Here is a 20,411-nt window from a genome sequence, read left to right as displayed (position 1 = left end):
TTCCCCTCTCCTTTCTGGAAGGAACGTCACGGGTGTTAAAAAAATATTTTCCCGGGAGGTCTACCGCCGAAAGACCGCGGCCTCGGGACGGGGAACGGGGCCCGGGATTCACCCCATGCCCGCGGGGACCGCCGCCACCCCCACGCGGCGGGCGACCCTGTACCCCGTGACGACCCTGATGGTAGGCCCGAACTCGCGGTCGAGTTCGGGGTCCCCCGTGTCGACGAAGACGCGGGGTGTCTCGGCGAGCTTGCGCGGCGTCGCGACGACGATGACGTTCTCCTTCCCTATCGCCCGGAGAACGCGGGGCGACACCTGCTGGGTCCCGCGCCCGAGTACCGCCCCCTGCGACCCGAGCACGCTCACGACGAGCCTCGCCTGGGGGTACCGCGTGAGGAGGGAGCAGATACCCCTCTCGTCGAGGTCGGTCCCGACGAGCCTCCCTGCCTTCACGGCGTCGAACCCTAGCAGGGTCTTTTCGAGCCCGAGCTCCGCTGCGATTGCCGCCGTCGTCCCGCCGGGGCCGAGGATGTAGAGGATGTCGGGCGTCCCCTCGATGACCTCGCGGAGGAACCGGGCGATCTCCCCCTTCGCCCTCTCCTCGTCCGGGTCCTCGAAGACCTGCTTTGCCATCTGCGAGAGCCCGGGCCGGTACGGCGTCCTCGCGACCCCAAAGAGCCGTGTCGCAAACTCTCCCCTCCGGTACGCCTCCTCGTCGACGTCGATCACCTCGGCGTCGCGGACGTGGAACTCCCTTTCGCCCGACACTCCCTCGCGGACGATCGTCGCGGCCGCCTCCGGCGTGATCGCGAAGACAGAGGAGTACATCTTCACGCCCGCGGGGATGCCGAGGATCGGGGTGCGGTCGCCGACGACCGAGTAGATGTCGCGGGCGGTCCCGTCCCCCCCGCAGAAGAGGACGAGGTCGACCCCCCTCCCCGCGAATGCGCGGCATGCTGCGACCGTGTCCCCCGCGTCCGTCCTTGGGCCCGCGGGCACGTGCACGACCTCGTAGCTTGCGATTCCCGCGCGGGAGAGGGGCTCCTCGCCCATCTGCCCCGCGCACGTGAGGAAGTGGAGGGGGAGTCCCGCGAGGTGGCGGACTGCCTCCTCGGCGCGCCGCGGTGCCCGCGGTTCGGCCCCGCGGGCGATTGCCTCCTCGACGAGCCCGTCCGTCCCTTTGAGGCCTACCGATCCTCCCATCCCCGCGACGGGGTTCACGAGGAAACCGATGACGCGGAGCATCGCGCTACCTCCCCTCCTTCGGGAAAAAAGGTATCTCGTGCCCCGTTCACCGGGGCGATATCGCCTTTTAGCTCCCGGGCACCTTCGGGATGCGGGAGAGGGACTCCCTGATGAGGTCGGCAGGGTACTCGTAGTCCACGAGCTGGCCGGCGTAGAACGCGTCGTACGCGGCCATGTCGAAGTTCCCGTGGCCCGAGCAGTTGAAGAGGATCGTCTTTTCCTCCCTTTTCTCCCTGCAGGCGAGGGCCACGTCGATCGCCGCCTTCACCGCGTGCGATGTCTCCGGCGCGACGATGATCCCCTCGGTGCGGGCGAAGGTCTGCGCGGCCTCGAAGACCTCGGTCTGGTGGTACGCGACCGCCCTCATCACCCCGTCGTGCACGAGGCGGGAGACGATGGGGGAGTCCCCGTGGTACCGGAGGCCCCCCGCGTGGATGGACGGCGGGACGAAGTCGTGGCCGAGCGTGAACATCTTGAGGAGCGGGGTTAGGCCCGCGACGTCCCCGTAGTCGTAGGTGTAGAGCCCCTTCGTGAGCGTCGGGCACGAGGCAGGTTCCACGGCGACGATGTCGAGATCCTTCCTCCTCCCCTTGATCTTGTCCGCGGCGAACGGGAAGGAGATCCCGGCGAAGTTCGAGCCGCCGCCCACGCACCCGATCACGACGTCGGGGTACTCGTCCACGGTCGCGAGCTGCTCCCTGCACTCGAGGCCGATCACGGTCTGGTGGAGGCAGACGTGGTTCAGGACCGAGCCGAGCGAGTAGTTGGTGTCGGGGTGGGTCGCCGCGTCCTCGACCGCCTCGGAGATGGCGATCCCGAGGCTCCCCGTCGTCTCGGGGTCCCTCTCGAGCACCGCGCGCCCTGCCCTCGTCCTCGTGCTGGGGCTCGGGATGCACTCGGCACCCCAGACCTGCATCATCGACTTCCGGTAGGGTTTCTGGGCGTAACTCGAGCGGACCATGTAGATCGTGCACGCGAGACCGAAGAGCTGCGTCGCGAACGCGAGCGCCGACCCCCACTGCCCGGCGCCGGTCTCGGTCGCGATCCGCTCGATGCCCTCCTTCATGTTGTAGTACGCCTGAGCAACAGCGGTGTTCGGCTTGTGGCTCCCGGGAGGGCTCACCCCCTCGTACTTGTAGTAGATGCGCGCCGGTGTCTTGAGGTGCCTCTCGAGGCGGTGGGCACGGAAGAGGGGTGTCGGTCTCCAGAGGAGGAGGATCTCCCTCACCTCCTGCGGCATCTCGACCTGCCTCCTGTCGCTCATCTCCTGCCTGATGAGTTCCATCGGGAAGATGGGTTTAAGGTCGTCCGGCGTGACAGGTTTTCCCGTCGCCGGGTGGAGCGGGGGATCGAGGGGCGACGGGAGGTCCGGCAGGATATTGTACCACTGCCGTGGCATCTGGTCCTCGTCGAGGAGGATCTTCGTCTTCATGGGTTAAGACTGGGTTTTGTATAATTATATACATTGTTGTATTGTAAAATTCCACGTTGCACAGACAATTGGAGTGCTCCCCCTCGGGCTGCCCCCGTTTGTCCCGCCCGGGATCCCCGGTTCCCCGGGGAAAAGAACATTTTTCCCTTCCCCTGCCCATAATTCCTGCCTGCACGGGGGAGGAGGGAGATGCACGCGGAGATGGGGCGCGCCGGGGGTCGGAGGTTCCCCGCGCCTGTCAACGACCAGTGGGACTTCCTGCTCTCCACCATCTGGGACCAGATGATCCACCTCGTCGCGGAGTTGCCGGGGAGGCTGGACGAGGCGAGGCTCTCCCGGGCAATGGGGGACGTGCTCGAGGCGGAGCCCGTCCTCCGTTCCCGGTTCGTCGACGCGGAGGAACCATTCTGGGAGGAGATCCCCCGGCTCTCCCCCCGTGCCTATTTCTCCCTCGTCCGGGCACGCGACGCGGGAAGTGCCGCCGGCACCGTGCCCTCCCGCACGCGCATCGACCCCCGCACCGGTCCGCAGGCCCGGCTCACGCTCGTCCGCGGGGGAGAGGACGTGCTCGTCCTCTCCGTGAACCACGCGGCGTCCGACGCCTGCGGCGTGAAGGAGACCGCGGCCCTCCTCGCGCAGTTTTACAGGGAGGGAGGCGGCGCGGCGAGGGCACGAGGTTTGGACCTGCCTGACAGGTCCTTTGCACCCGTCCTCTCCGCGTTCACACCCGCGGAGCGCGAGGCGGCGCGGAGGGCCTGCGGCGAGGGGACGGCGGAATGGGGGATCCCCTGCACCCCGGAGAATGCCCGGTCCCCCCGCCACGCGACGGCGCGCATCGGACCCGGCCTCTTCCTGGAGATCCGGAAGTACGCCCGCTCCCGCGGGATGACCGTCAACGACCTCCTCCTCTCCGCGTTCTTCCGGAGCGTCGCGCGCGAGATCCCGCACGGGGAGGGGAAGGAATACCCGGTCCTCGTCTCTGCCGACCTGCGCAGGCTCGCACCGACCGTCCGCCTCCTCCCAGTCGCAAATCTCTCGGTCGCCTTCGAGGTGAGGCTCCCCGCGGACGGGACCCTCCCCCCGGCTGCCCACGCCGACCTCGCGCACCGCGCGATGGCCGAGAAGAAGGGGCTCCGCGCACCCCTCGGTGCCGCGATCCGGCTCGGCGAGATGTTCTCGGAGGGGTTCTCCAGGGTGCGCGAGATCCTCGAGGAGCGGAAGAGGGCCTCGCTCTCGGGGAACTACCCGAGGAACCCGTTCTTCTCGAACGCGGGGGTGATCCCCGGCGAGTGCGCCGACTTCGGGGAACTCTCGGCCCGGTACGCGTACCTCCTCCCGCCCGTGGAATACCCGCCCGGTTTCTCCGTCGCGGCGAGCACCTACCGGGACACGCTCACCCTCGCCTCGGGTTTCTGCGGAGACGGTGTTCGACCGGCGATGGTCGGGAGGATCCTCTCGGGGATGGGGGAATGCCTGCGGGACCTCGTCTCCCCTCCCCCCTAGAGGGGGACAATCCGCGCGGTCCCGCTCCCGGTCTCGTAGATCGCGACGGTCGGGTTCCCCGTGAGGTAGCCGCACAATTCCCCGGGGTTGACGGAGAGAGTTTTGCCCGCGGACCCGATCCCGTACTGGTGCGTGTGCCCGTGGACCACCACGTCGTAGTGGCCCGACTCCATGCACTCCGCGAGCCTCTCCCTGTCGTGCCCGTGGAGCAGCGCGATCCTCCTGCCGCCGTACTCCAGTTCCGCGAAGTACCCCCTGATCTCGACGTTCCCCTGTTCCCTGCTGCGGGAGAGGAGGAGGGGGCAGTCGCCGTCGTTGTTCCCGAAGACCCCCACGACGGGGACGCCGACCCTCGCGATCTCCGGGATGACGAACGGCGCGATGAAATCGCCCGCGTGGAGGACGAGGTCCACCCCCTCCCGGGCGAATACCCCCACCGCCTCCCGGATGCGCGGGACGTGGTCGTGTGAGTCTGCCATGATCCCGATTCTCATGCCGTAACCTCCCTCCCAGACTCGCGTTCCCCGCACATAAAGGGAAGCCTTATCTCCCGCGGCAGGGAACCGGGAGGGAGATGACCGGGGACGGCTTTCCCGGCGGGGAGGGGGAACAGGTCGCCTGCGGCCTCGAGAGGGCGATCGAGGGGAACGACCGCGTCTCGAAGCGGAGGCTCCTCTCCCGGCTCCCCGCCTTCCTCTCGTCGACGGACAACGCGGCGCCGGCATTCATCTCCGCGGGGGGGATCCCCCTCCTCCTCTCCGCCTGCCGGGACGCCGACGATGCAACGAGGATCGCCGCGCTCCGCTCCCTCGCGTGGCTCGCCGGGGCCGGCTACGCGCGCGAGGTCCGCGAGGCCGGCGCGGGATCGGTCCTCCCCCCTCTCCTCTCCGATCCCTCCCCGGTGGTGCGGAGGCTCGCGGGACTGCTCGCGGGACTGCTCGCGGGGAAGTGAGGTCGGCCTCCCTCCCGCGCCGCCGCGCCCGATATTGCTCGAGGCATTGCTCAAGGTATAATATGGTGAAGGTCGCCACCCCTGCATCATGCAGATGAGAATCGGCGGCAGGGACGTGGCCGGTGCCGACGACCGGTGGATGGAGGTCACGAACCCGGCCACGGGCGAGGAGATCGAGAGGGTGCCGGAGGGGACGGGGGACGACGTCGACGACGCGGTCGAGGCGGCCGCCGATGCCTTTCCGGGGTGGGCCTCCCGCATGGCACGCGAGCGCGGCCAGATCCTCCTCCGGGGCGCGTCCCTCGTGCGGGAGAGACACGGGGAGATAGCCCGCCTCCTCACCGCGGAGCAGGGAAAGCCCCTGCGGGAGTCCACGGACGAGGTCAGGGGGTTTGCCCACGTCCTCGAGTACTACGCCGCGATCTCGGGCACGCTGACCGGCGAGTACGTCCCGCTCGGGGAGACCGGCGACGCGGTCGTCGCGCGGGAGCCCCTCGGCGTCTGCGGGGCCATCATCCCGTGGAACATGCCGGCCCTCCTCATGGCGTGGAAGGTTGCCCCGGCCCTCCTCGCCGGCAACACGCTCGTCCTCAAGCCGGCGGCACGGACGCCCCTCTCTGCCATCACGCTCGCGCGGACGCTCGAGGAGGCGGGCCTCCCCCCCGGAGTCCTCAACGTCGTCACCGGGAGGGGGGAAGTCGTCGGGGAAGCGATCGTCCGCCACCCGGAGATCGCGAAGGTCTCCTTCACGGGCAACGTCGCGACCGGCCTGCGGGTCCGGGAGCTCGCCGCCGGCACCCTCAAGGAGCTCACGCTCGAGCTCGGGGGTTCGGACCCGATGATCGTCTGGAAGGACGCCGATATCGGGAGCGCGGTCGCGGGGGCGGTGCGCGGGCGGTTCTACAACGCCGGCCAGACCTGCACCGCGGTCAAGCGCCTCTTCGTCCACGAGGCGATATTCCCGGAGTTCCTCAGGAGGCTCGCGGCGCGGGTCGCGGCCCTCCGCGTGGGAAACGGCCTCGACGAGGGTGTCGAGATGGGCCCGCTCTGCGGGCAGGAACAGCGTGCCGCGATCGCGGCCCTCGTGGAGGAGTTCAGGCGGAAGGGGGAGGGAATCGTCGTGACGGGAGGGGGACCCCTCCGCGGCCCCGCGTACGACAGGGGCTCGTTCTTCGCCCCCACGGTCGTCACCGACCTGCACCCGGAGTCCGCGCTCCTCCGCGAGGAGGTCTTCGGCCCCGTCCTGCCCGTCATGCCGGTCCACGACCTCGATACCGCCATCCGGCACGCGAACGAGACGCGCTTTGGCCTCGGCGCCTCCGTCTGGACCCGTGACCTCAATGTCGCCCGCGAGGTCTTCGCCCGGGTAAGGGCAGGGGTCGTCTGGGTCAACCGCCACTTGAGCCTCCCGCCCGAGATCCCCTTCGGCGGGGTGAAGTCGTCGGGGCTCGGGCGCGAGAACGGGTCGGAGGCGCTCCTCTCCTACACGAGGACGAGGGCCCTCCTCGTGGGCCGGTGAGGGCGGTTTCGCGGGCCGGCCACGGGGAGATACCTCACTCGTGCCGCAGCGCCTCTATCGGGTTCAGGTTCGCGGCCTTCCACGCGGGGTAGAGGCCGGAGAGGAGGCTCGTTCCCACCCCGAACCCGACGCCGTAGAGGACGTGGACCATGCTCGAGGGGACGAAGAGGTATTCGGCCGTCCGGATCATGAGGACGCTCACGGCGTACCCGCCGAAGATGCTCGCCACCCCCCCGATGGTGCTCCCGACGATCCCGAGGATGAGGGCCTCGAAGAGGAACATGGCGAGGATCTCGTTCCTGCGCGTCCCGATGCTCCGGAGGATACCAATCTCCTTCGTCCTCTCCGTCACCGACATCATCATGATGTTGAGGATGCTCACGCCCGCGACGATGAGCGAGATCCCGCCGATCGCGGTGGTGAACATCGATATCCTCCCGAATGTGTCCAGTATCGTCTCGAGGATCGCCCTCGTATCGATGGCATCCACGACCGTCTCCCGGCGGTTGAGCTGCTTCTCGATCGCCTCCTTGACCGCCCCTATCCGCGGGAGGTCCCGCACCTTCACGATGACGAGGTCGTAGTCCTCCTTGTCGAATGCCTGCTTGTACCACCCGCTGTCCACGACGATGCCGTAGTCAGGGTTGATGTCAAAGCCCATCCCCCTCTCCCTGATGATCCCGACGACGCGCAGGGTGCCCTTGTCCTTCACGGTGATGCGCGAGCCGACCCGCAGGTCGTGCTCCCTCGCGAACCGGGCACCCGCCATCGCCCCCGAGCTCCCCCTGAGGTACGTGCCCTCCTCCACCTCGAGGAGGGTGGGGATGTCGTCGGGGCGCAGGCCGTACACCACCCCGACGGTGTCCTCCGCGCCTATCCTCATCCGCGCGCTCCCCGAGTACACGGGGATCGTGGGGTTGGGGGAGACCGCCCTCCGGATCTGTTCGAGCTGGCGCTCCGTGATCCCCTCGCTCGCCGCGTAGGTCATCATGGGGCCCCCTCCCGCGTGGGGCACCACGATGATGCTGTCCCCCACGGCAGAGAGGCTGTCGGAGATCGCGAGCACGAGACTGTTGCCGAGGATGCCCATCGAGACGATCGCGGTCACGCCGATGACGATCCCGACGATGGCAAGGAGGGACCGGAGCCAGTGGCGCCGGAGGTTCCTCCTCGCGAAGTCGAAGAAGAGCGAGACCTGCATGGGAAACCCCGTCACCTCCCGCTCACGCGATCCTCCCGTCCACGAGCCGTATCGTCCGGTGGGCGAACCGGGCGACGTTCGGGTCGTGGGTGACCATGACGATGGTCTTCCCGCGGTCCTCGTTCAGCTCCTTGAGGAGTTCCATGATGGCCGAGCCCGTCCGCGTGTCGAGGTTCCCCGTCGGCTCGTCGGCGAGGAGGATCTCGGGATCGTTCACGAGGGCGCGGGCGATCGCGACGCGCTGCTGCTGCCCCCCCGAGAGCTCCGCCGGCCTGTGCGAGTAGAGGGACGGGTCGAGGTCCATTGCCCTGAGGACTTCCGCGCAGTGCGCGGTGCAGTCGCGGATCCCGGTCTTCAGGACGTAGGGGTACGCCACGTTCTCGAGCGCCGTGAGGAGGGGGATGAGGTTGAACTGCTGGAAGATGAACCCGATGTGGTCCCTGCGGAGGACCGTGAGCTCGTCGTCGGACATGCTCCCCACGTCCCTGCCCTTGATCCCGAGGTACCCGGAGGTGGGGGTGTCCATGCAGCCCATGAGGTTGAGGAGGGTCGACTTGCCCGACCCGGAAGGTCCCATGACCGCGATGAAGTCCCCGGGCTCGACGTCGAGGGTCACGTGGTCGAGCGCGACCACGTCGCCGGCCGGGAGCGGGTAGACCTTGGTCACGTCCCGGAACCTGATGACCGGGTCACGTGCCCCTCCCCCGCTCATCGCCTTCTCCAGGAATACCACACCGCCCCGCAGACGACCGCCGCGGACGCCGCGATCACTCCCGCGACAAGGTACGGGAATCCCTGCCCCGGGCCCTCCCCCTCCGCGCGGGACCCGGCGGCCGGGAGGTCGACGGGGAAGACCGTGGTGTAGGTGTTCCCGTCGGTATCCTTGTGGGTGACCACGACGGGGACGCGGGTCTCGTTGCCCGCGGCCGAGAATGTCACCTCGAAACCGGCGAAATCGTCGGGCTGGAGCGTCCCCACGACGTACTGCCGGTAGGGGTCCCGGGGGACCGCCCCCTCCCCCACCGTGACGATCACGGCGTTTGCGGGCTCGAGGCCCGCGTTCGTGACGTCACCCGTGAGCGTGTAGGTCGTGCCCGACCTCTCCACGCGGACGTTCGAGATGACCGGCTCGGCGCGGAGCTTGCTCCTCCCCACGGTGACCGGGACCCTGATCGCCTCGGTGTGGGGGTTGATCCCGTTGTAGTAGTCGGCGCGGAACTCGAGCGTCGCCGAGGACCGGGGCGTGACCAGGAACGTGACCTTCTGGGACTGGTCGGGGGCGAGCGACCCGACGAACGCCTGCGAGGGGGTCGCGTCGATCCCCTCCCCCGTGGGGGTGACCGTGATCCCGGAGAGGGTGTTGTCGCGGGGGTTCCCCACGAGGATCTCGACCTTCTCCCTCTTCTCCCCCTCGAAGACGTCGGGCTTCGAGAGGACCGCGAGCGCGAGGGGCTGGTCCTGGACGCGGAGCTTCACGGGGTACCGGAGGTAGCCCGCGTCGCGGAAGTCGAGCGAGAAGACCGGGTAGTAGATCCCCTCGGGGACGGAAGCCCTCACCGTGAAGGTGAAACGCATCCTGTTCCCCGCGCCGAGGTACATCGTGGTCTCGTACGGGAGCGACGCGACGCGGATCTTCTCGTCGTAGAGCGTCGCCCGGCGTATCGCGACGCTTTGGGCCCCGTTGTTCACGACCTCCACCGTGATCGTGCCGGAATCGCCCGGCATGAAGACCTCGGGGCTGACGGTGACGTTCGTGACCATCACCTGCGCGGCGCCCGTGGTCCCCGCCTGCACCTGCTCGGCGGCGGCCGCGAGCGGGACGGCGAGGAGGAGGGTGACGGCGACGGCGATGGCGGCGGCAGTGGCGGCGCGCGGCATGCTCCCTACGACCCCCCGGCCGCGAGGGCCCCTGTCACGTAGGAGCCGATGGAAAACGCGGCCATGATGCCCGCCGGCACGAGGACCGTGACGACCGCGTCCCTCGTCTTGAGTTTCCGGGCGTGTCCCACGCCGAAGATCCAGATATTCGCACTCCACGCGAGGAATATGACCGAGATCACCGTGGCAGCGAGCGTGTACTGCTGCATCGCGGGGTCCCTCTGGAGCCCGGCGATTGCCTCCTGCACGATTGAAGGGTCTCGGACGTTCCTCACGGCCGGCACGGCGATGGAGGGGAGCGTGGCGAGGAGCACGGCGAAGGAGATGGCGTTCCCCACGACAACGGGCAGGAGCCCGTACCCCGTCGCCGCGAGGGTGCCGGAGAACTTCCCCTGCCCCCCGAGGGGGATGGAGACGACGTGGAACGCGCAGGCCATGAGGACCCACCAGACGAGGATGAAGAACGCGAACGCGCCGACTGCCCCGGCCACCCCGATGACCATGCCCATCTCTTCCCCCGCACCCGCGGGTGCGAACATCTCCCGGTAGAGGGGGGACATCGCGTACGCGGCGAGTGCCGAGACGGATGCCCCGGCCACCGCGATCAGGCCGGGCACGAGGAGACCCGGCTCTCTCCCCTCTCCCTCGGCAAAGAAGCGCCCCGGCGAGAACAGGAGGTCGGCGACGGATTTCATGGTACGTACTCGCGTTCCACCCGTATATGCGCTTTCCCGGATCCCGCGGGCTCAGATGAGTTCCTTGCGCCAGAAGATGACGATTCCTATCGCGGAGAGGATGAAGGAGACGACCATCGTGAAGAGGAACGCGTATGGGGTGTGCTGGAACGGGAGCTCGACGTTCATCCCGTACACGCTCGCGACAAGTGTCGGGATCATGAGGATGATCGTGACGGTCGTGAGGAGCTTCATGATGACGTTGAGGTTGTTCGAGATGACCGACGCGAACGCGTCCATCATGTCCGAGAGGATGCTCGAGTAGATGTTGGCCATCTCGAGGGCCTGCTTGTTCTCGATGACCATGTCCTCGAAGAGGTCCCTGTCTTCCTCGCTCATCCGGATGCAGGCGATCGCGTTGAACTTCTCGAGCATGAGGGCGTTGGACCGGAGCGACGTGACGAAGTACACGAGGCTTTTTTCGAGGTTCAGGAGGTGGATGAGCTCCTCGTTCTTCAGCGCGCGGTAGAGCGCCCGCTCGACCTGCGCCGTCATCCTGTTGATGTCCCGGAGGTACCGCATGTAGAGGAGCGTGTTCCTGTAGAAGAGGAGGAGGACGAACCTCCCCTGTTTCGCGGGAGAGAAATTCCTCACCTTCCCCTCGAGGAACTCGGCGATGAGATCGACCTCGGTGAGGCAGACGGTGATCGTCACGTTGTGCGTGAGGATGATCCCGAGCGGGAGAGTGGTGTAGGGGATGTCGGCCCCGGGGGGTTCGCGGTGGGGCGTGCGCAGGACGATGAGGATGCTCCCCTCCTCCCGTTCCACGCGGGCCCGCTCGTCGACGTCGAGGGGGTCGGTCAGGAAATCTGGGGGGATCTGGAACCACGAGACGGTCTCCTCGATCTCGGCGGGCGTGGGGTTGACGAGGTTGATCCACGTGCCCTCCTCGTGCGTCCCGATCTCTTCCAGCCTCCCCTGCGTCTCGCGGTATATCGTCCTCACCCGCACCACCGTCCGTTGCGGCTCACGGGATTCCCCTCTCCCGCCACCCCCGGCACGCGGCCCCGAATCCGGCTCCTCGGCGGCGGTCGCCCCCGAATGCTTCCCTCCCTCGTCTTTTCGCCCAAAACACAAAATATCTTTCGATCCTTGCCCGAACGGGAGGGAGAGAGAGAATTTTTCGGCCAATCAACCGCTTTTTTCGATTCTTTCAACTTCTCCTCGAACGGGAGGGGGGATCTTCCCCCCATCCCCGCCGTCTCCCCCGAGAATAAGGCAGAACCGCGGTGTCTCGTCCAGCTCGACGGTCACGCCTTCCGCCGAGAGGTCGAGGACGTGCCCGCCCCTCGTCCCGTCGTCCGCGATGTAGTGGAGGTGGAATCCCGGGACGTTGAGCGCGCCCGCGTACTCCGGCACGTAGAACCCTGCCGCGACCCCCCTCGTCCCGTTGATCGGGAAGACCGACTGGTTCTTCACCGCGTCGGCGAGGCGGGGGTACGGTTCCCCCTGCCGGGGAACGCTCCGTGCCAGCACGCGGAGGAACTCGCCCCTGACCCTGACGGCGTACGTCATGTTCTCCGAGGGGAGGGCCTCTCTCACCTGCCGCGAAAAGTCGCTGTAGTTCTCCGCCCGCGGGATGGTGAAGGCGATGTCGGGCTCGAAGAACGTGACCGCCGCGAACGGTGTTTCCATCCCGTCCGTCACGGGGTGGACGCACCCGTCCGCAGTGACCTGCCAGTACCTCCCGTCGACCGCGACCATCTCCCCGTCGAGGGCCTCGAACGTCCCGATCCCGAAGTCCCCGTGTCCTTTCAGCTCCCCAAACGTCACGTGGCCACGGTAGTCGCCCTCCATGAGCGCCCCGATCGTGGAGACCTGGAAGAGTGTGTCCCTGTCGGCCCCGCACTCCCCGCACTCGCCCAGAGAAACCCCGCAGCAAGGCCTCCCGCGATGCATGCCGCACAGAGGAGGATGCACGACCATTCCCTCACCATATCTGCCGAGCCCCCTGCATTTTCCGATCCATCAATCCCTCTCTGCCTGCCGGCACTCTCCCCCGTGCTCCCCTCCCGTCACCCGCGCGCCTCGCGAACGCGGGGGGGGGACTCCGTGGTCTTTCCCCCGCAGTGCACCGCGCGTGGCCCACTCCCGGCGTCGCGGGAGGGTCAGGAGGCCCGGCGGAACCTGCGGACCGCCTCCTCGAGGTTTGCCATCGAGGTCGCGTACGAGATCCTCTCCCAGCCCGGCGCGTGGAACGCGCTCCCGGGGGTGACGGCGATGTGGAGGTCCTCGAGCCAGCGCCGCGCGACCTCCATGTCGTCACCCTCCACGCGGACGAAGACGTAGAAGGCACCGTCCGCGGGTGCGGTCCTGTACCCCATCAGCCGGAGTTCCCCCGCGAGGAAGTCGCGCCTCCTCTGGAACTCCCTCCTCATCTCCTCCACGCACGACTGGTCGGACGTGAGGGCCGCGACGCCCCCGTACATCGCGAACGTCGTCGGGTGGCTCACGGAGTGCTGCTGGACCTTCGACATCTGCCGGATGATGGGGAGGGGGGCAACGGCGTACCCGAGCCTCCACCCGGTCATCGCGTAGGCCTTCGAGAACCCGTTCACCGTGATCGTCCTCTCGGCCATGTCCCCGATCGACGCGAGGGAGACGTGGGGTTTCCCGTAGGTGAGCTTCTCGTATATCTCGTCGGAGAGGGCGATGAGGTCGTAGTCCGCGCACATGTCCGCGATGAGGGAGAGCGACTTCCTGTCGAGGACCGCGCCGCTTGGGTTCGACGGCGTGTTCACGATGACCATCTTCGTCCGGGGCGAGACGCGCTCGAGGATGCTGTCGTCGACCTGGAACGTCTCCTGGTCGAGGGAGTGGTGGACCGGCTTTCCCCCCGCGATCACGACGCAGGGCTCGTACGAGACCCACGCGGGGTCGAGGATGATCACCTCCTCGCCCGGGTTCAGGACAGCCTCCATCGCGTCGTAGATCGCGTCCTTTGCCCCACACGTCACGATGACCTCGTCCGGCGTGCACGAAAAACCGTTCTCCCTCGCTATCTTTGCCGCGATGGCCTCGAGGAGCTCGGGGATGCCGTTGCTCGGGGCGTAATGGGTCTCGCCGTCGAGGAGGGCCTTTATGCAGGCGTCCTTGATGTGGCGGGGGGTGTCAAAGTCCGGTTCCCCGATGGAGAGCGAGATGACCGGGATCCCCCTCTTCTCCATCTGCCGCGCGAGGTTCGAGATCTCGATCGTCGCCGAGGGGGGTATCCCTGCGAGCTTGCGGGAGAGCTCCCTCATCCCAATCTCTGGACCATCTTGACCGCGGACTCGACCGCCCTCTTCGCGTAGTCGATGCGCTCGTGGGCCTCGAGCCGCGTCATGCCCGGACCCGAGATCCCGAGGGTCACGGGTTTCTCGAACTCGAGCGAGAGGTCGATGATCTTCCTCGCGGCGTGCTGGACGACGATCTCGTCGTGCTGCGTCGCGCCCTCGATCACGCACCCGATGGTGACGACGGCGTCCACTCCCCCTGCTTTCAGCATCTTCTTCACGGCGAGGGGGATGTCGTACGTCCCGGGGACGTACCGGCACTCGACGACCTCCGCGCCGAGGAATTCAGCGTGCTCCCGCGCTTCCACTTCCATCATGTATGTGATGTCCCGGTTGAACTCCGAGACCACGAAACCAAGGCGGATTCCCATTCTCTTCTCCTCTCACTATCTCGATTCTGCGGAGTGATAACCGTATCCCGTCCCGCGGGCCGTCACGGCCGGGCCGGCCCCGCGTCCGGGAACCCCTGCCTCTGGCCCGTCCCCGCCTCCCTGACGAGGTCCCCGGGCCGGAGCAGGAGTTTCACCGCGTTGACCGCGTGCTCCCGCGTCCTCCTCTCCGCGAGCCACGCGAGCTCGCGCTCGTCGGAGGCCTCGTCCTCGTGGACGAAGACCTCGATGACGTGCGTGTTCGTCATGAGCTGGCACGCGATCAGGCCGAGGGAGGCCTCGTGCGCGCACATCCTGTCCTTCTCCTTCCCCCCCGGCATCCCGAGGGCGATCACGATGTCGCACTTCCTCTCCTCGATGAGCTTCTTGCACGCGACCGGGAGGTCCTTGATGCCGGGCACCGTGACCCGCTCGACGGCGACGCTCGCGTGGCGGCGGATCTCGTCGATCGCGATGCTCCCCATGTTCACCCGGGCAAATGTCGTGTCCGCGATCCCGATCTTCATCCGAGGACCTCTGCCGCCGCCATCACCCCGTCGCCCTCGGGTGCAAAACCATTCCTGCGGAGGGCGAACTGGACCGCCGCGAGCGTCGCGAGGATCTCGGGCGCGCCCACCGCGCCCATCGTCCCGATCCGGAAGATCTTCCCCTTGAGGTGGTCCTGCCCGCCCGCGACCTCTATCCCCATCTTCTTGACCGCCGCGCGGAACGCGCTGTCATCCACGCCCGGCGGGTAGGAGAGGGCGGTCACGGTGTTCGAGTACGCGTGGTCCGCGTCCAGCCTCGGGAAGAGGGAGATGCCCCACGCCCTCGCCGCGGCCCTCACGGCGTCCGCGAGGCGCCTGTGCCGGGCGATGCGGGCGGCGAGCCCCTCCTCCTCGATGAGGAGGCAGGCCTCGCGGAGGGCGAGGAAGAGGGGGACGGCCGGGGTGTACGGCGTCTCCATGATCTTCCCCGCCGCGCTCTTCCTGTACGCCGCGAGGTCAAGGTAGAACGGCCGCGGCTCGGTCATCCTCTCCCACGCCCTCGCGCTCACCGAGATCGCGGAGAGGCCTGCCGGCGCCGCGAGGCACTTCTGGGACCCCGTCACGAGGACGTCCACGCCCCACTCGTCCGCCCTCACCTCGTCCCCCCCGACCGACGTGATGCCGTCCATGACGAGGAGGGCGTCGTGCCTCCTGCAGAGCCTCCCGACCTTCTCGGCGGGGTTCTTGATGCCCGCCGATGTCTCGTTGTGGACGAGTGTGACGACCTCCGCGCCCGCGCCGAGGGCCTCTTCAAGCCGCCCGAGGTCGAGGGGGGTTCCCCACGGGGACGCGATCTCGGTCACGGTCCCGTACCGCTGCGCGATCTTCTGGAGCCGTTCCCCGAATTTCCCGTTCACGAGGCAGGCGATCTTCCTCCCCCTCGCGAAATTGCCCACCGCGGCCTCCATCGCCGCCGTCCCCGACCCGCTTATCACGAAGAGGTCGTTTGCCGTCCCGAAAGCCGACTTGAGGATGCGCACGCAGTCCGCGTACGCGGCCGAGAACTCCGGTCCCCGGTGGTTGATGGCCTGCCTGACCATCGCCGCGCGGACCCGCTCCGGAACGGGCACGGGTCCCGGGAGCATCAGGAGAGGTTCTTTTTCCATAAAACCAGCCCACTAGTATTTTTACAACCCGGGCATATAAGTGTGGATGGCGAATTCCCATGGTCGACGTCTCGATTCTCTCCGGGTCGGCCTCTGACGCGGCGGTCGTCCAGAAGGTCACGGAGGTCCTCAACGCGCACGGCATCTCGTGGGAGGCCCGCGTCATCTCGGCCCACAGGGACCCCGAGCTCCTCGACGAGTACGTCCGCGGCTGCGACTGCAAGGTCTTCATCGCGGTCGCCGGGCTCTCCGCTGCCCTCCCCGGCGCCGTCGCGGCCCGGACGAAGCGGCCCGTCATCGGGGTCCCCGTGAGCGGGAAGCTCCTCGGGGGGCTGGATGCCCTCCTCTCGATCGTCCAGATGCCAAAGGGCGTCCCGGTCGCGTGCGTCGGCGTGGACAACGGGGAGAACGCGGCCCTCCTCGCGATCCGTATCCTCTCGCTCCTCGGGGAACGCCGGTCCCCGGGGTGAGGAGGGCCCCGGTCCCCGCGGGCGAAATGCTCGGCCGGGGGTCCTACCCTCCCTTCTTCCCGAACAGCTCCCTCACGAGCCGCACGGCGCAGAGCTCCCCGCATATCGTGCAGGTCTCGATCTCGCCGTCGCGGCCGTGGATCTCCCGCGCGTGGTCGCCGAAGAGGGCGAGGGAGAACATGGACTCCCAGTCGAGCCTCTGCCTCGCCTCGGCCATCTGGAGTTCCCTCGCCGCCTTGAAACCCTCCCTGTGCCTCGAGATGTCCCCGACGTGCGCCGCGATCCGCGCGACCCTCGTCCCCTCGACGATGTCCTCCACCTTGGGCAGCGCGAGGTGCTCGCTCGGCGAGACCATGCAGAGGAAGTCCGCGCCGTGCATCGCGGCAACCGCGCCGCCGATCGCTGAGACGACGTGGTCGTACCCCGGGGCGATGTCCGTCACGATGGGCCCGAGCAGGTAAAGTGGTGCGTCGTCCGAGAGCTCCTTGATGGTGCGGACGTTGCAGGGGACCTGGGGGAGCGGGATGTGCCCCGGGCCCTCGATCATCCGCTGCACGCCCGCCTCGAGGGCGCGAGCGGCAAGCCTCCCGAGGGTCAGGTACTCGACGGTCTTCGCGTGCCTCTCCGCGTCCTGGAGGCATCCCGGCCGCATCCCGTCCCCAAGGCTCGCGACGACGCCGTGCTCGAGGAGGATCTCGAGGAGGTAGTCGAACTCGGCGTACAGGGGGTTCTCCTCCCCGGTCTGGACCATCATCGCGACGTGGAACGCCCCGCCCCTCGAGACGACGGGCATGATCCGCGGGTCGGACCGGAGCGCGGCGAGTGCCTCCCTGTTCACCCCGCAGTGGAGGGTCATGAAGTCCACCCCGTCCCTGCAGTGCTCCCTTATCACCGAGAAGAGGAGGTCTGCGTCCACGTCGGCGGCGTTCCCCGCGCGGCGGACGGCCTCGTAGATGGGGACGGTCCCGACCGGGACGCCGAGGGAGAGGACCATCCTGCGGACTGCGCGAAGGTCGCCCCCGGTCGAGAGGTCCATCAGGGTGTCGGCGCCGTTCTCGATGGCTGCCCTCGCCTTCGCCTCCTCGAGCCCGATGTCGCACACGGGCCCCGAGGTCCCGACGTTCACGTTCACCTTCACCCTGCACCCCTCGCCGATCCCGCACACCCTGTGCTCGCGGGAGGGATTCGCCGGGATCACCAGTCTCCCCCTCGCCACGGACCGGGCGGCGACACGGGGGTTGATCCCCTCCCTCCTCGCCACCTCCTCCACCAGCCCGGGGACCCCCGAGAGGCACTCGCGGATGAGACTGGGCATAACAGACATCTTGGTGGGAGACCCTAATTATTCTACCATGCCAGTCCGGTGGATTCCCGGCGGGGGGTTCCTCGGCAACTCGTACCTCGTCGGCCACGTCCTCGTGGATGCCGGCGTCCTCCCGACAGCGCTCGAGAAGTACAGGGCGTCCATCCACGACATCGTCCTCACCCACTGCCACTACGACCACATCGCGCACGTCGACGCGATCGCGCGGATGTGCAGGGCCCGCGTGCACATCCACCGGGAGGATGCCCCCGGACTCACGAGCGATGCCCTCTCCCTCTCGCTCCACTTCGGTGCGCGGGCACCGATGCGCCCCCCGGACCGCGTCCTCTCGGAGGGGGACCGCGTCGGCGACCTCCTCGTCATCCACACGCCCGGGCACACGCCGGGCAGCATCTGCCTCCTCCACGAGGAGGAGGGCGCACTCATCTCGGGGGACACCGTCTTTGCGGACGGCGGTTTCGGGAGGTACGACTTCCCCGGCGGGAGCAGGGCGGCGCTCGAGAGCTCTCTCGAGAAACTCTCCGCGCTCGACGTCGAGGGGCTCTACCCGGGCCACGGGTCCCCCGTGGAGAGGGGCGGGAGGCGGCACGTCCTTGCCGCGCGGGAACTCCTCCGCGTCACACGCGAGTGAGGGGACCTACTGCCTCGTCCTCTCCTGCGACGGCTGCACGGTGAGGGTGGGTGCCCTCGGGGAGGTCCTGTTCCCGGCGGGGTACTACGTGTACGTCGGCTCGGCGCTCGGCCCGGCGGGACTCTCGCGGGTGGCCCGGCACGTGAGGCTCGCGGAGAGGGGGGAGGGGCGCACGCGGTGGCACATCGATTACCTCCTCTGCAGCCCCTCGTTCTCGCTGCGGGCGGTGTACTGCTTTCCGGCCCGCGTCCGCGCGGAGTGCCGCATCGCATCCCTCCTCCCCGGCGAGCCGGTCCCGGGATTCGGGTGCAGCGACTGCAGGTGCCGGTCCCACCTCTTCTTCTCGCCCGCCGATCCCGGGGAATCGATCGGCAAGGCCGCGCGCGCGCTCTCCCTCCCCGTCCTGAGCAAAAACATCAAAACCCCGAAGGGTGACAGTTAGACCATGAGTGTCCTTGGACTCTCGGGGAGCATGCGGAAGAACGGGAACACCGCGCGCCTGATAAGGGCCGTGCTCGAGCCGTGCGAGAGGGCGGGGATAGAGACCGAGTTCATCTCGCTCGCCGGGAAGGAGATAAAGCCCTGCCTTGGGTGCGAGAAGTGCAAGGAGCACGACTGGTGCGTCGTGAAGAACGACGACTGGAGCGGGATCATGGAGAAGGTCCTCGAATGCGAGGTCCTCGTCATCGGCTCCCCCACGTACTACTACGACGTCTCCGGGCACCTCAAGAACTTCATCGACAGGAGCTACTCCCTCTACCACAAGAGGAAGCTTGCCGGCCGGAAGGCGGTCGCGGTCGCGGTCTGCGCGAACAAGGGGGGTGACAGGACCATCGAGACGCTCGAGGGGTTCCTCAACTCCCACGAGTTCTCGTACCTCGGGTGGGTGAAGGGCAGGGGCTACCTCGAGGGGGACATCGAGAAGGACAAACGGGGGCTCAAGCGGGCGCACGAACTCGGGGAGAAGATAGTGCAGCTCCTCAAGCCTCCCGATTGAAAAATCCCGTATTTTTTCCCACGGCCAGCCGCGGGTCCGGGGACTCTCCCTGTCCCTTACCTGTCCGGGAGTGTCGCGTAGAGGGTCGTCCTCTGCCGGAGCGTCCGCCCGGCATCCTCCGCGATCCGCCGCATTTCGGCGGGGTCGAGGTAATCCGTGCCGCTCGCCCCCGCCCCCTTCGAGATGCTCTCCTCAAACATCGTGCCCCCGAGGTCGTCTCCCCCCGAGAGGAGGCCGAGCTCTGCCATCTTCACGCCGAGCTTCACCCACGAGACCTGCACGTGCGGGATGTTGTCGAGGAAGAGGCGGCCCACCGCGATCATGAGGATGTCCTCCCGCCCCGTCGCGCCCGCACGCGCGAGGCCCCCCCTGTAGAGGGGCGTCTTGTGGTGGATGTAACTCAAGGGGACGAACTCCGTGAACCCCCCCGTCTCGTCCTGTATCCTGCGCAGGATCCCGAGGTGCCGGGCCCTGTCCTCCTCGGTCTCGCAGTGCCCGTACATGATCGTCGCCGTGGATGGGATCCCGAGGCCGTGCGCCTCCCTGATGATCCTCTCCCACTCCGCGCTCGGGATCTTCCCCGGGCAGATGACCTTCCGCACCTCGTCGACGAGGATCTCCGCGGCCGTCCCGCAGAGGGAGCCGAGGCCCGCGTCCTTCATCATCCTGAGCATCTCCGCGGTCGATATCCCGCTCTTCCTCGCCCCGTACGCGACCTCCATCGGGTTGCTCGCGTGGATGTGCACGCCGGGCGCCCCCTCCCTGATGGCCGAGAGGATAGCCACGTAGGACCCCGCGTCAAAATCGGGGTGGAGGCCGGAGACCGTGCAGATCTCCGTCACGTTCCGCGCGAGGGCCTCTGCAGCCTTCCTCCTAACGGTCTCGAGGGAGTAGAAGTAGGCGTCCGGGTCCCCCGGTTTCCGCGAGAAACCGCAGAACCCGCAGGAGTTGACGCAGAGGTTGGTGACGTTGATGTTCTGGTTCCGCACGTACGTGACGACGTCGCCCACCACGCGGGACCTCTTCTCGTCGGCGGCCTCCGCGACCCGCCAGACGTCCCTCCCCGTCACCCGGAAGAGGGCTGCCGCCTCTCCGACGGAGAGCCTGTACCCGCCGAGCACGTCGTCGAGGAGGGTCGCAAGCTCCCTCCCCTCGAGGTGCCGGGGGACGGGCATGCTATCGGGGGACATCCCTTCTCAACAGACTGGGAACGTGCAGTATATAAAAC

22 protein-coding genes are annotated in these 20,411 nt (G+C 67.9%); 7 read left to right on the top strand and 15 right to left on the bottom strand.

The features are described 5' to 3' along the window. Positions 1–108 precede the first annotated feature (108 nt). Together QFX32_04880 and QFX32_04875 are read right to left on the bottom strand one after the other, a co-directional pair. A complete protein-coding gene (locus tag QFX32_04880) occupies positions 109–1,245 on the bottom strand; it encodes an ATP-NAD kinase family protein (protein MDI9633376.1) in 1,137 nt (378 codons plus the stop codon). Between the two features lie 67 nt (positions 1,246–1,312). After that, positions 1,313–2,677: a TrpB-like pyridoxal phosphate-dependent enzyme gene (locus QFX32_04875; protein ID MDI9633375.1), complete on the bottom strand. Its 1,365-nt coding sequence runs from the start codon at positions 2,675–2,677 to the stop codon at positions 1,313–1,315. Positions 2,678–2,866: 189 nt separating this feature from the next. Between QFX32_04875 and QFX32_04870 the strand changes: the two genes are divergently transcribed. Continuing rightward, the gene (locus QFX32_04870; protein ID MDI9633374.1) at positions 2,867–4,180 is read left to right on the top strand and encodes a hypothetical protein; all 1,314 of its coding nucleotides are present in this window, start codon (positions 2,867–2,869) and stop codon (positions 4,178–4,180) included. On the opposite strand, the gene QFX32_04865 is transcribed toward QFX32_04870, so the two are convergent. Further along, positions 4,177–4,674, bottom strand: a complete 498-nt coding sequence (locus QFX32_04865) for a metallophosphoesterase (GenBank protein ID MDI9633373.1) — start codon at positions 4,672–4,674, stop codon at positions 4,177–4,179. The two genes, QFX32_04870 and QFX32_04865, sit on opposite strands and share 4 nt — an antisense overlap. Positions 4,675–4,754: 80 nt before the next feature. On the opposite strand from QFX32_04865, the gene QFX32_04860 reads away from it, so the two are divergent. Then, a complete protein-coding gene (locus QFX32_04860; GenBank protein ID MDI9633372.1) occupies positions 4,755–5,132 on the top strand; it encodes a hypothetical protein in 378 nt (125 codons plus the stop codon). An 88-nt stretch (positions 5,133–5,220) separates the two neighbouring features. Next, positions 5,221–6,651 (top strand): aldehyde dehydrogenase family protein, encoded by a 1,431-nt coding sequence (locus QFX32_04855; GenBank protein MDI9633371.1) that lies wholly within the window; start codon positions 5,221–5,223, stop codon positions 6,649–6,651. Between the two features lie 34 nt (positions 6,652–6,685). On the opposite strand, the gene QFX32_04850 is transcribed toward QFX32_04855, so the two are convergent. From QFX32_04850 to QFX32_04805, 10 genes are all read right to left on the bottom strand, one after another. After that, a complete protein-coding gene (locus QFX32_04850) occupies positions 6,686–7,852 on the bottom strand; it encodes an ABC transporter permease (GenBank protein MDI9633370.1) in 1,167 nt (388 codons plus the stop codon). A 22-nt stretch (positions 7,853–7,874) separates the two neighbouring features. Then, positions 7,875–8,564 (bottom strand): ABC transporter ATP-binding protein, encoded by a 690-nt coding sequence (locus QFX32_04845; protein MDI9633369.1) that lies wholly within the window; start codon positions 8,562–8,564, stop codon positions 7,875–7,877. Next, positions 8,561–9,730: a hypothetical protein gene (locus QFX32_04840; GenBank protein MDI9633368.1), complete on the bottom strand. Its 1,170-nt coding sequence runs from the start codon at positions 9,728–9,730 to the stop codon at positions 8,561–8,563. Before QFX32_04840 ends, QFX32_04845 begins: the two co-directional genes overlap by 4 nt. Before the next feature lie 5 nt (positions 9,731–9,735). Next, positions 9,736–10,425: a Yip1 family protein gene (locus tag QFX32_04835; GenBank protein ID MDI9633367.1), complete on the bottom strand. Its 690-nt coding sequence runs from the start codon at positions 10,423–10,425 to the stop codon at positions 9,736–9,738. 51 nt (positions 10,426–10,476) lie between these two features. Beyond that, positions 10,477–11,409, bottom strand: coding sequence for a magnesium transporter CorA family protein (locus QFX32_04830; protein MDI9633366.1), 933 nt, complete (start codon positions 11,407–11,409; stop codon positions 10,477–10,479). Positions 11,410–11,595: 186 nt separating this feature from the next. Further along, positions 11,596–12,363, bottom strand: coding sequence for an acetolactate decarboxylase (gene budA, locus QFX32_04825; protein ID MDI9633365.1), 768 nt, complete (start codon positions 12,361–12,363; stop codon positions 11,596–11,598). Between the two features lie 209 nt (positions 12,364–12,572). Beyond that, on the bottom strand, positions 12,573–13,706 hold the full coding sequence (locus QFX32_04820; protein MDI9633364.1) for a pyridoxal phosphate-dependent aminotransferase: 1,134 nt from the start codon (positions 13,704–13,706) through the stop codon (positions 12,573–12,575). Further along, positions 13,703–14,110, bottom strand: coding sequence for a 6,7-dimethyl-8-ribityllumazine synthase (gene ribH / locus QFX32_04815; GenBank protein ID MDI9633363.1), 408 nt, complete (start codon positions 14,108–14,110; stop codon positions 13,703–13,705). The genes QFX32_04820 and ribH overlap by 4 nt, the downstream gene beginning before the upstream one ends. A 62-nt stretch (positions 14,111–14,172) precedes the next feature. After that, positions 14,173–14,634 carry a riboflavin synthase gene (gene ribC, locus QFX32_04810; protein ID MDI9633362.1) on the bottom strand — a complete coding sequence of 154 codons (462 nt, stop codon included), beginning with the start codon at positions 14,632–14,634 and terminating at the stop codon, positions 14,173–14,175. Continuing rightward, entirely contained in the window at positions 14,631–15,761 is a 1,131-nt protein-coding gene (locus QFX32_04805; GenBank protein MDI9633361.1) for an alanine--glyoxylate aminotransferase family protein, read from the bottom strand. Before QFX32_04805 ends, ribC begins: the two co-directional genes overlap by 4 nt. 59 nt (positions 15,762–15,820) lie before the next feature. Here QFX32_04805 and purE point away from each other — a divergent pair, with 59 nt between their 5' ends. Further along, entirely contained in the window at positions 15,821–16,231 is a 411-nt protein-coding gene (gene purE / locus QFX32_04800) for a 5-(carboxyamino)imidazole ribonucleotide mutase (protein MDI9633360.1), read from the top strand. Positions 16,232–16,274: 43 nt separating this feature from the next. On the opposite strand, the gene thiC is transcribed toward purE, so the two are convergent. Continuing rightward, entirely contained in the window at positions 16,275–17,555 is a 1,281-nt protein-coding gene (gene thiC, locus QFX32_04795) for a phosphomethylpyrimidine synthase ThiC (GenBank protein MDI9633359.1), read from the bottom strand. Between the two features lie 28 nt (positions 17,556–17,583). On the opposite strand from thiC, the gene QFX32_04790 reads away from it, so the two are divergent. From QFX32_04790 to QFX32_04780, 3 genes are read left to right on the top strand one after another with little or no spacing between them, the layout of a single operon-like run. Continuing rightward, entirely contained in the window at positions 17,584–18,186 is a 603-nt protein-coding gene (locus QFX32_04790) for an MBL fold metallo-hydrolase (GenBank protein ID MDI9633358.1), read from the top strand. Then, positions 18,149–18,628, top strand: coding sequence for a GIY-YIG nuclease family protein (locus tag QFX32_04785; protein MDI9633357.1), 480 nt, complete (start codon positions 18,149–18,151; stop codon positions 18,626–18,628). The genes QFX32_04790 and QFX32_04785 overlap by 38 nt, the downstream gene beginning before the upstream one ends. A gap of 3 nt (positions 18,629–18,631) precedes the next feature. Further along, positions 18,632–19,183: a flavodoxin family protein gene (locus QFX32_04780; protein MDI9633356.1), complete on the top strand. Its 552-nt coding sequence runs from the start codon at positions 18,632–18,634 to the stop codon at positions 19,181–19,183. Positions 19,184–19,239: 56 nt separating this feature from the next. Here QFX32_04780 and cofH read toward each other — a convergent pair whose 3' ends face one another. Then, entirely contained in the window at positions 19,240–20,373 is a 1,134-nt protein-coding gene (gene cofH / locus QFX32_04775) for a 5-amino-6-(D-ribitylamino)uracil--L-tyrosine 4-hydroxyphenyl transferase CofH (GenBank protein ID MDI9633355.1), read from the bottom strand. Positions 20,374–20,411 lie beyond the last annotated feature (38 nt).

Origin of the sequence: Methanolinea sp., from assembly GCA_030055515.1 — an archaeon.
Lineage (GTDB): Archaea > Halobacteriota > Methanomicrobia > Methanomicrobiales > Methanospirillaceae > Methanolinea_A.
The sequence above is the reverse complement of the archived record's forward strand: the minus strand, read 5'-3'. Positions and strand labels throughout refer to the sequence as shown.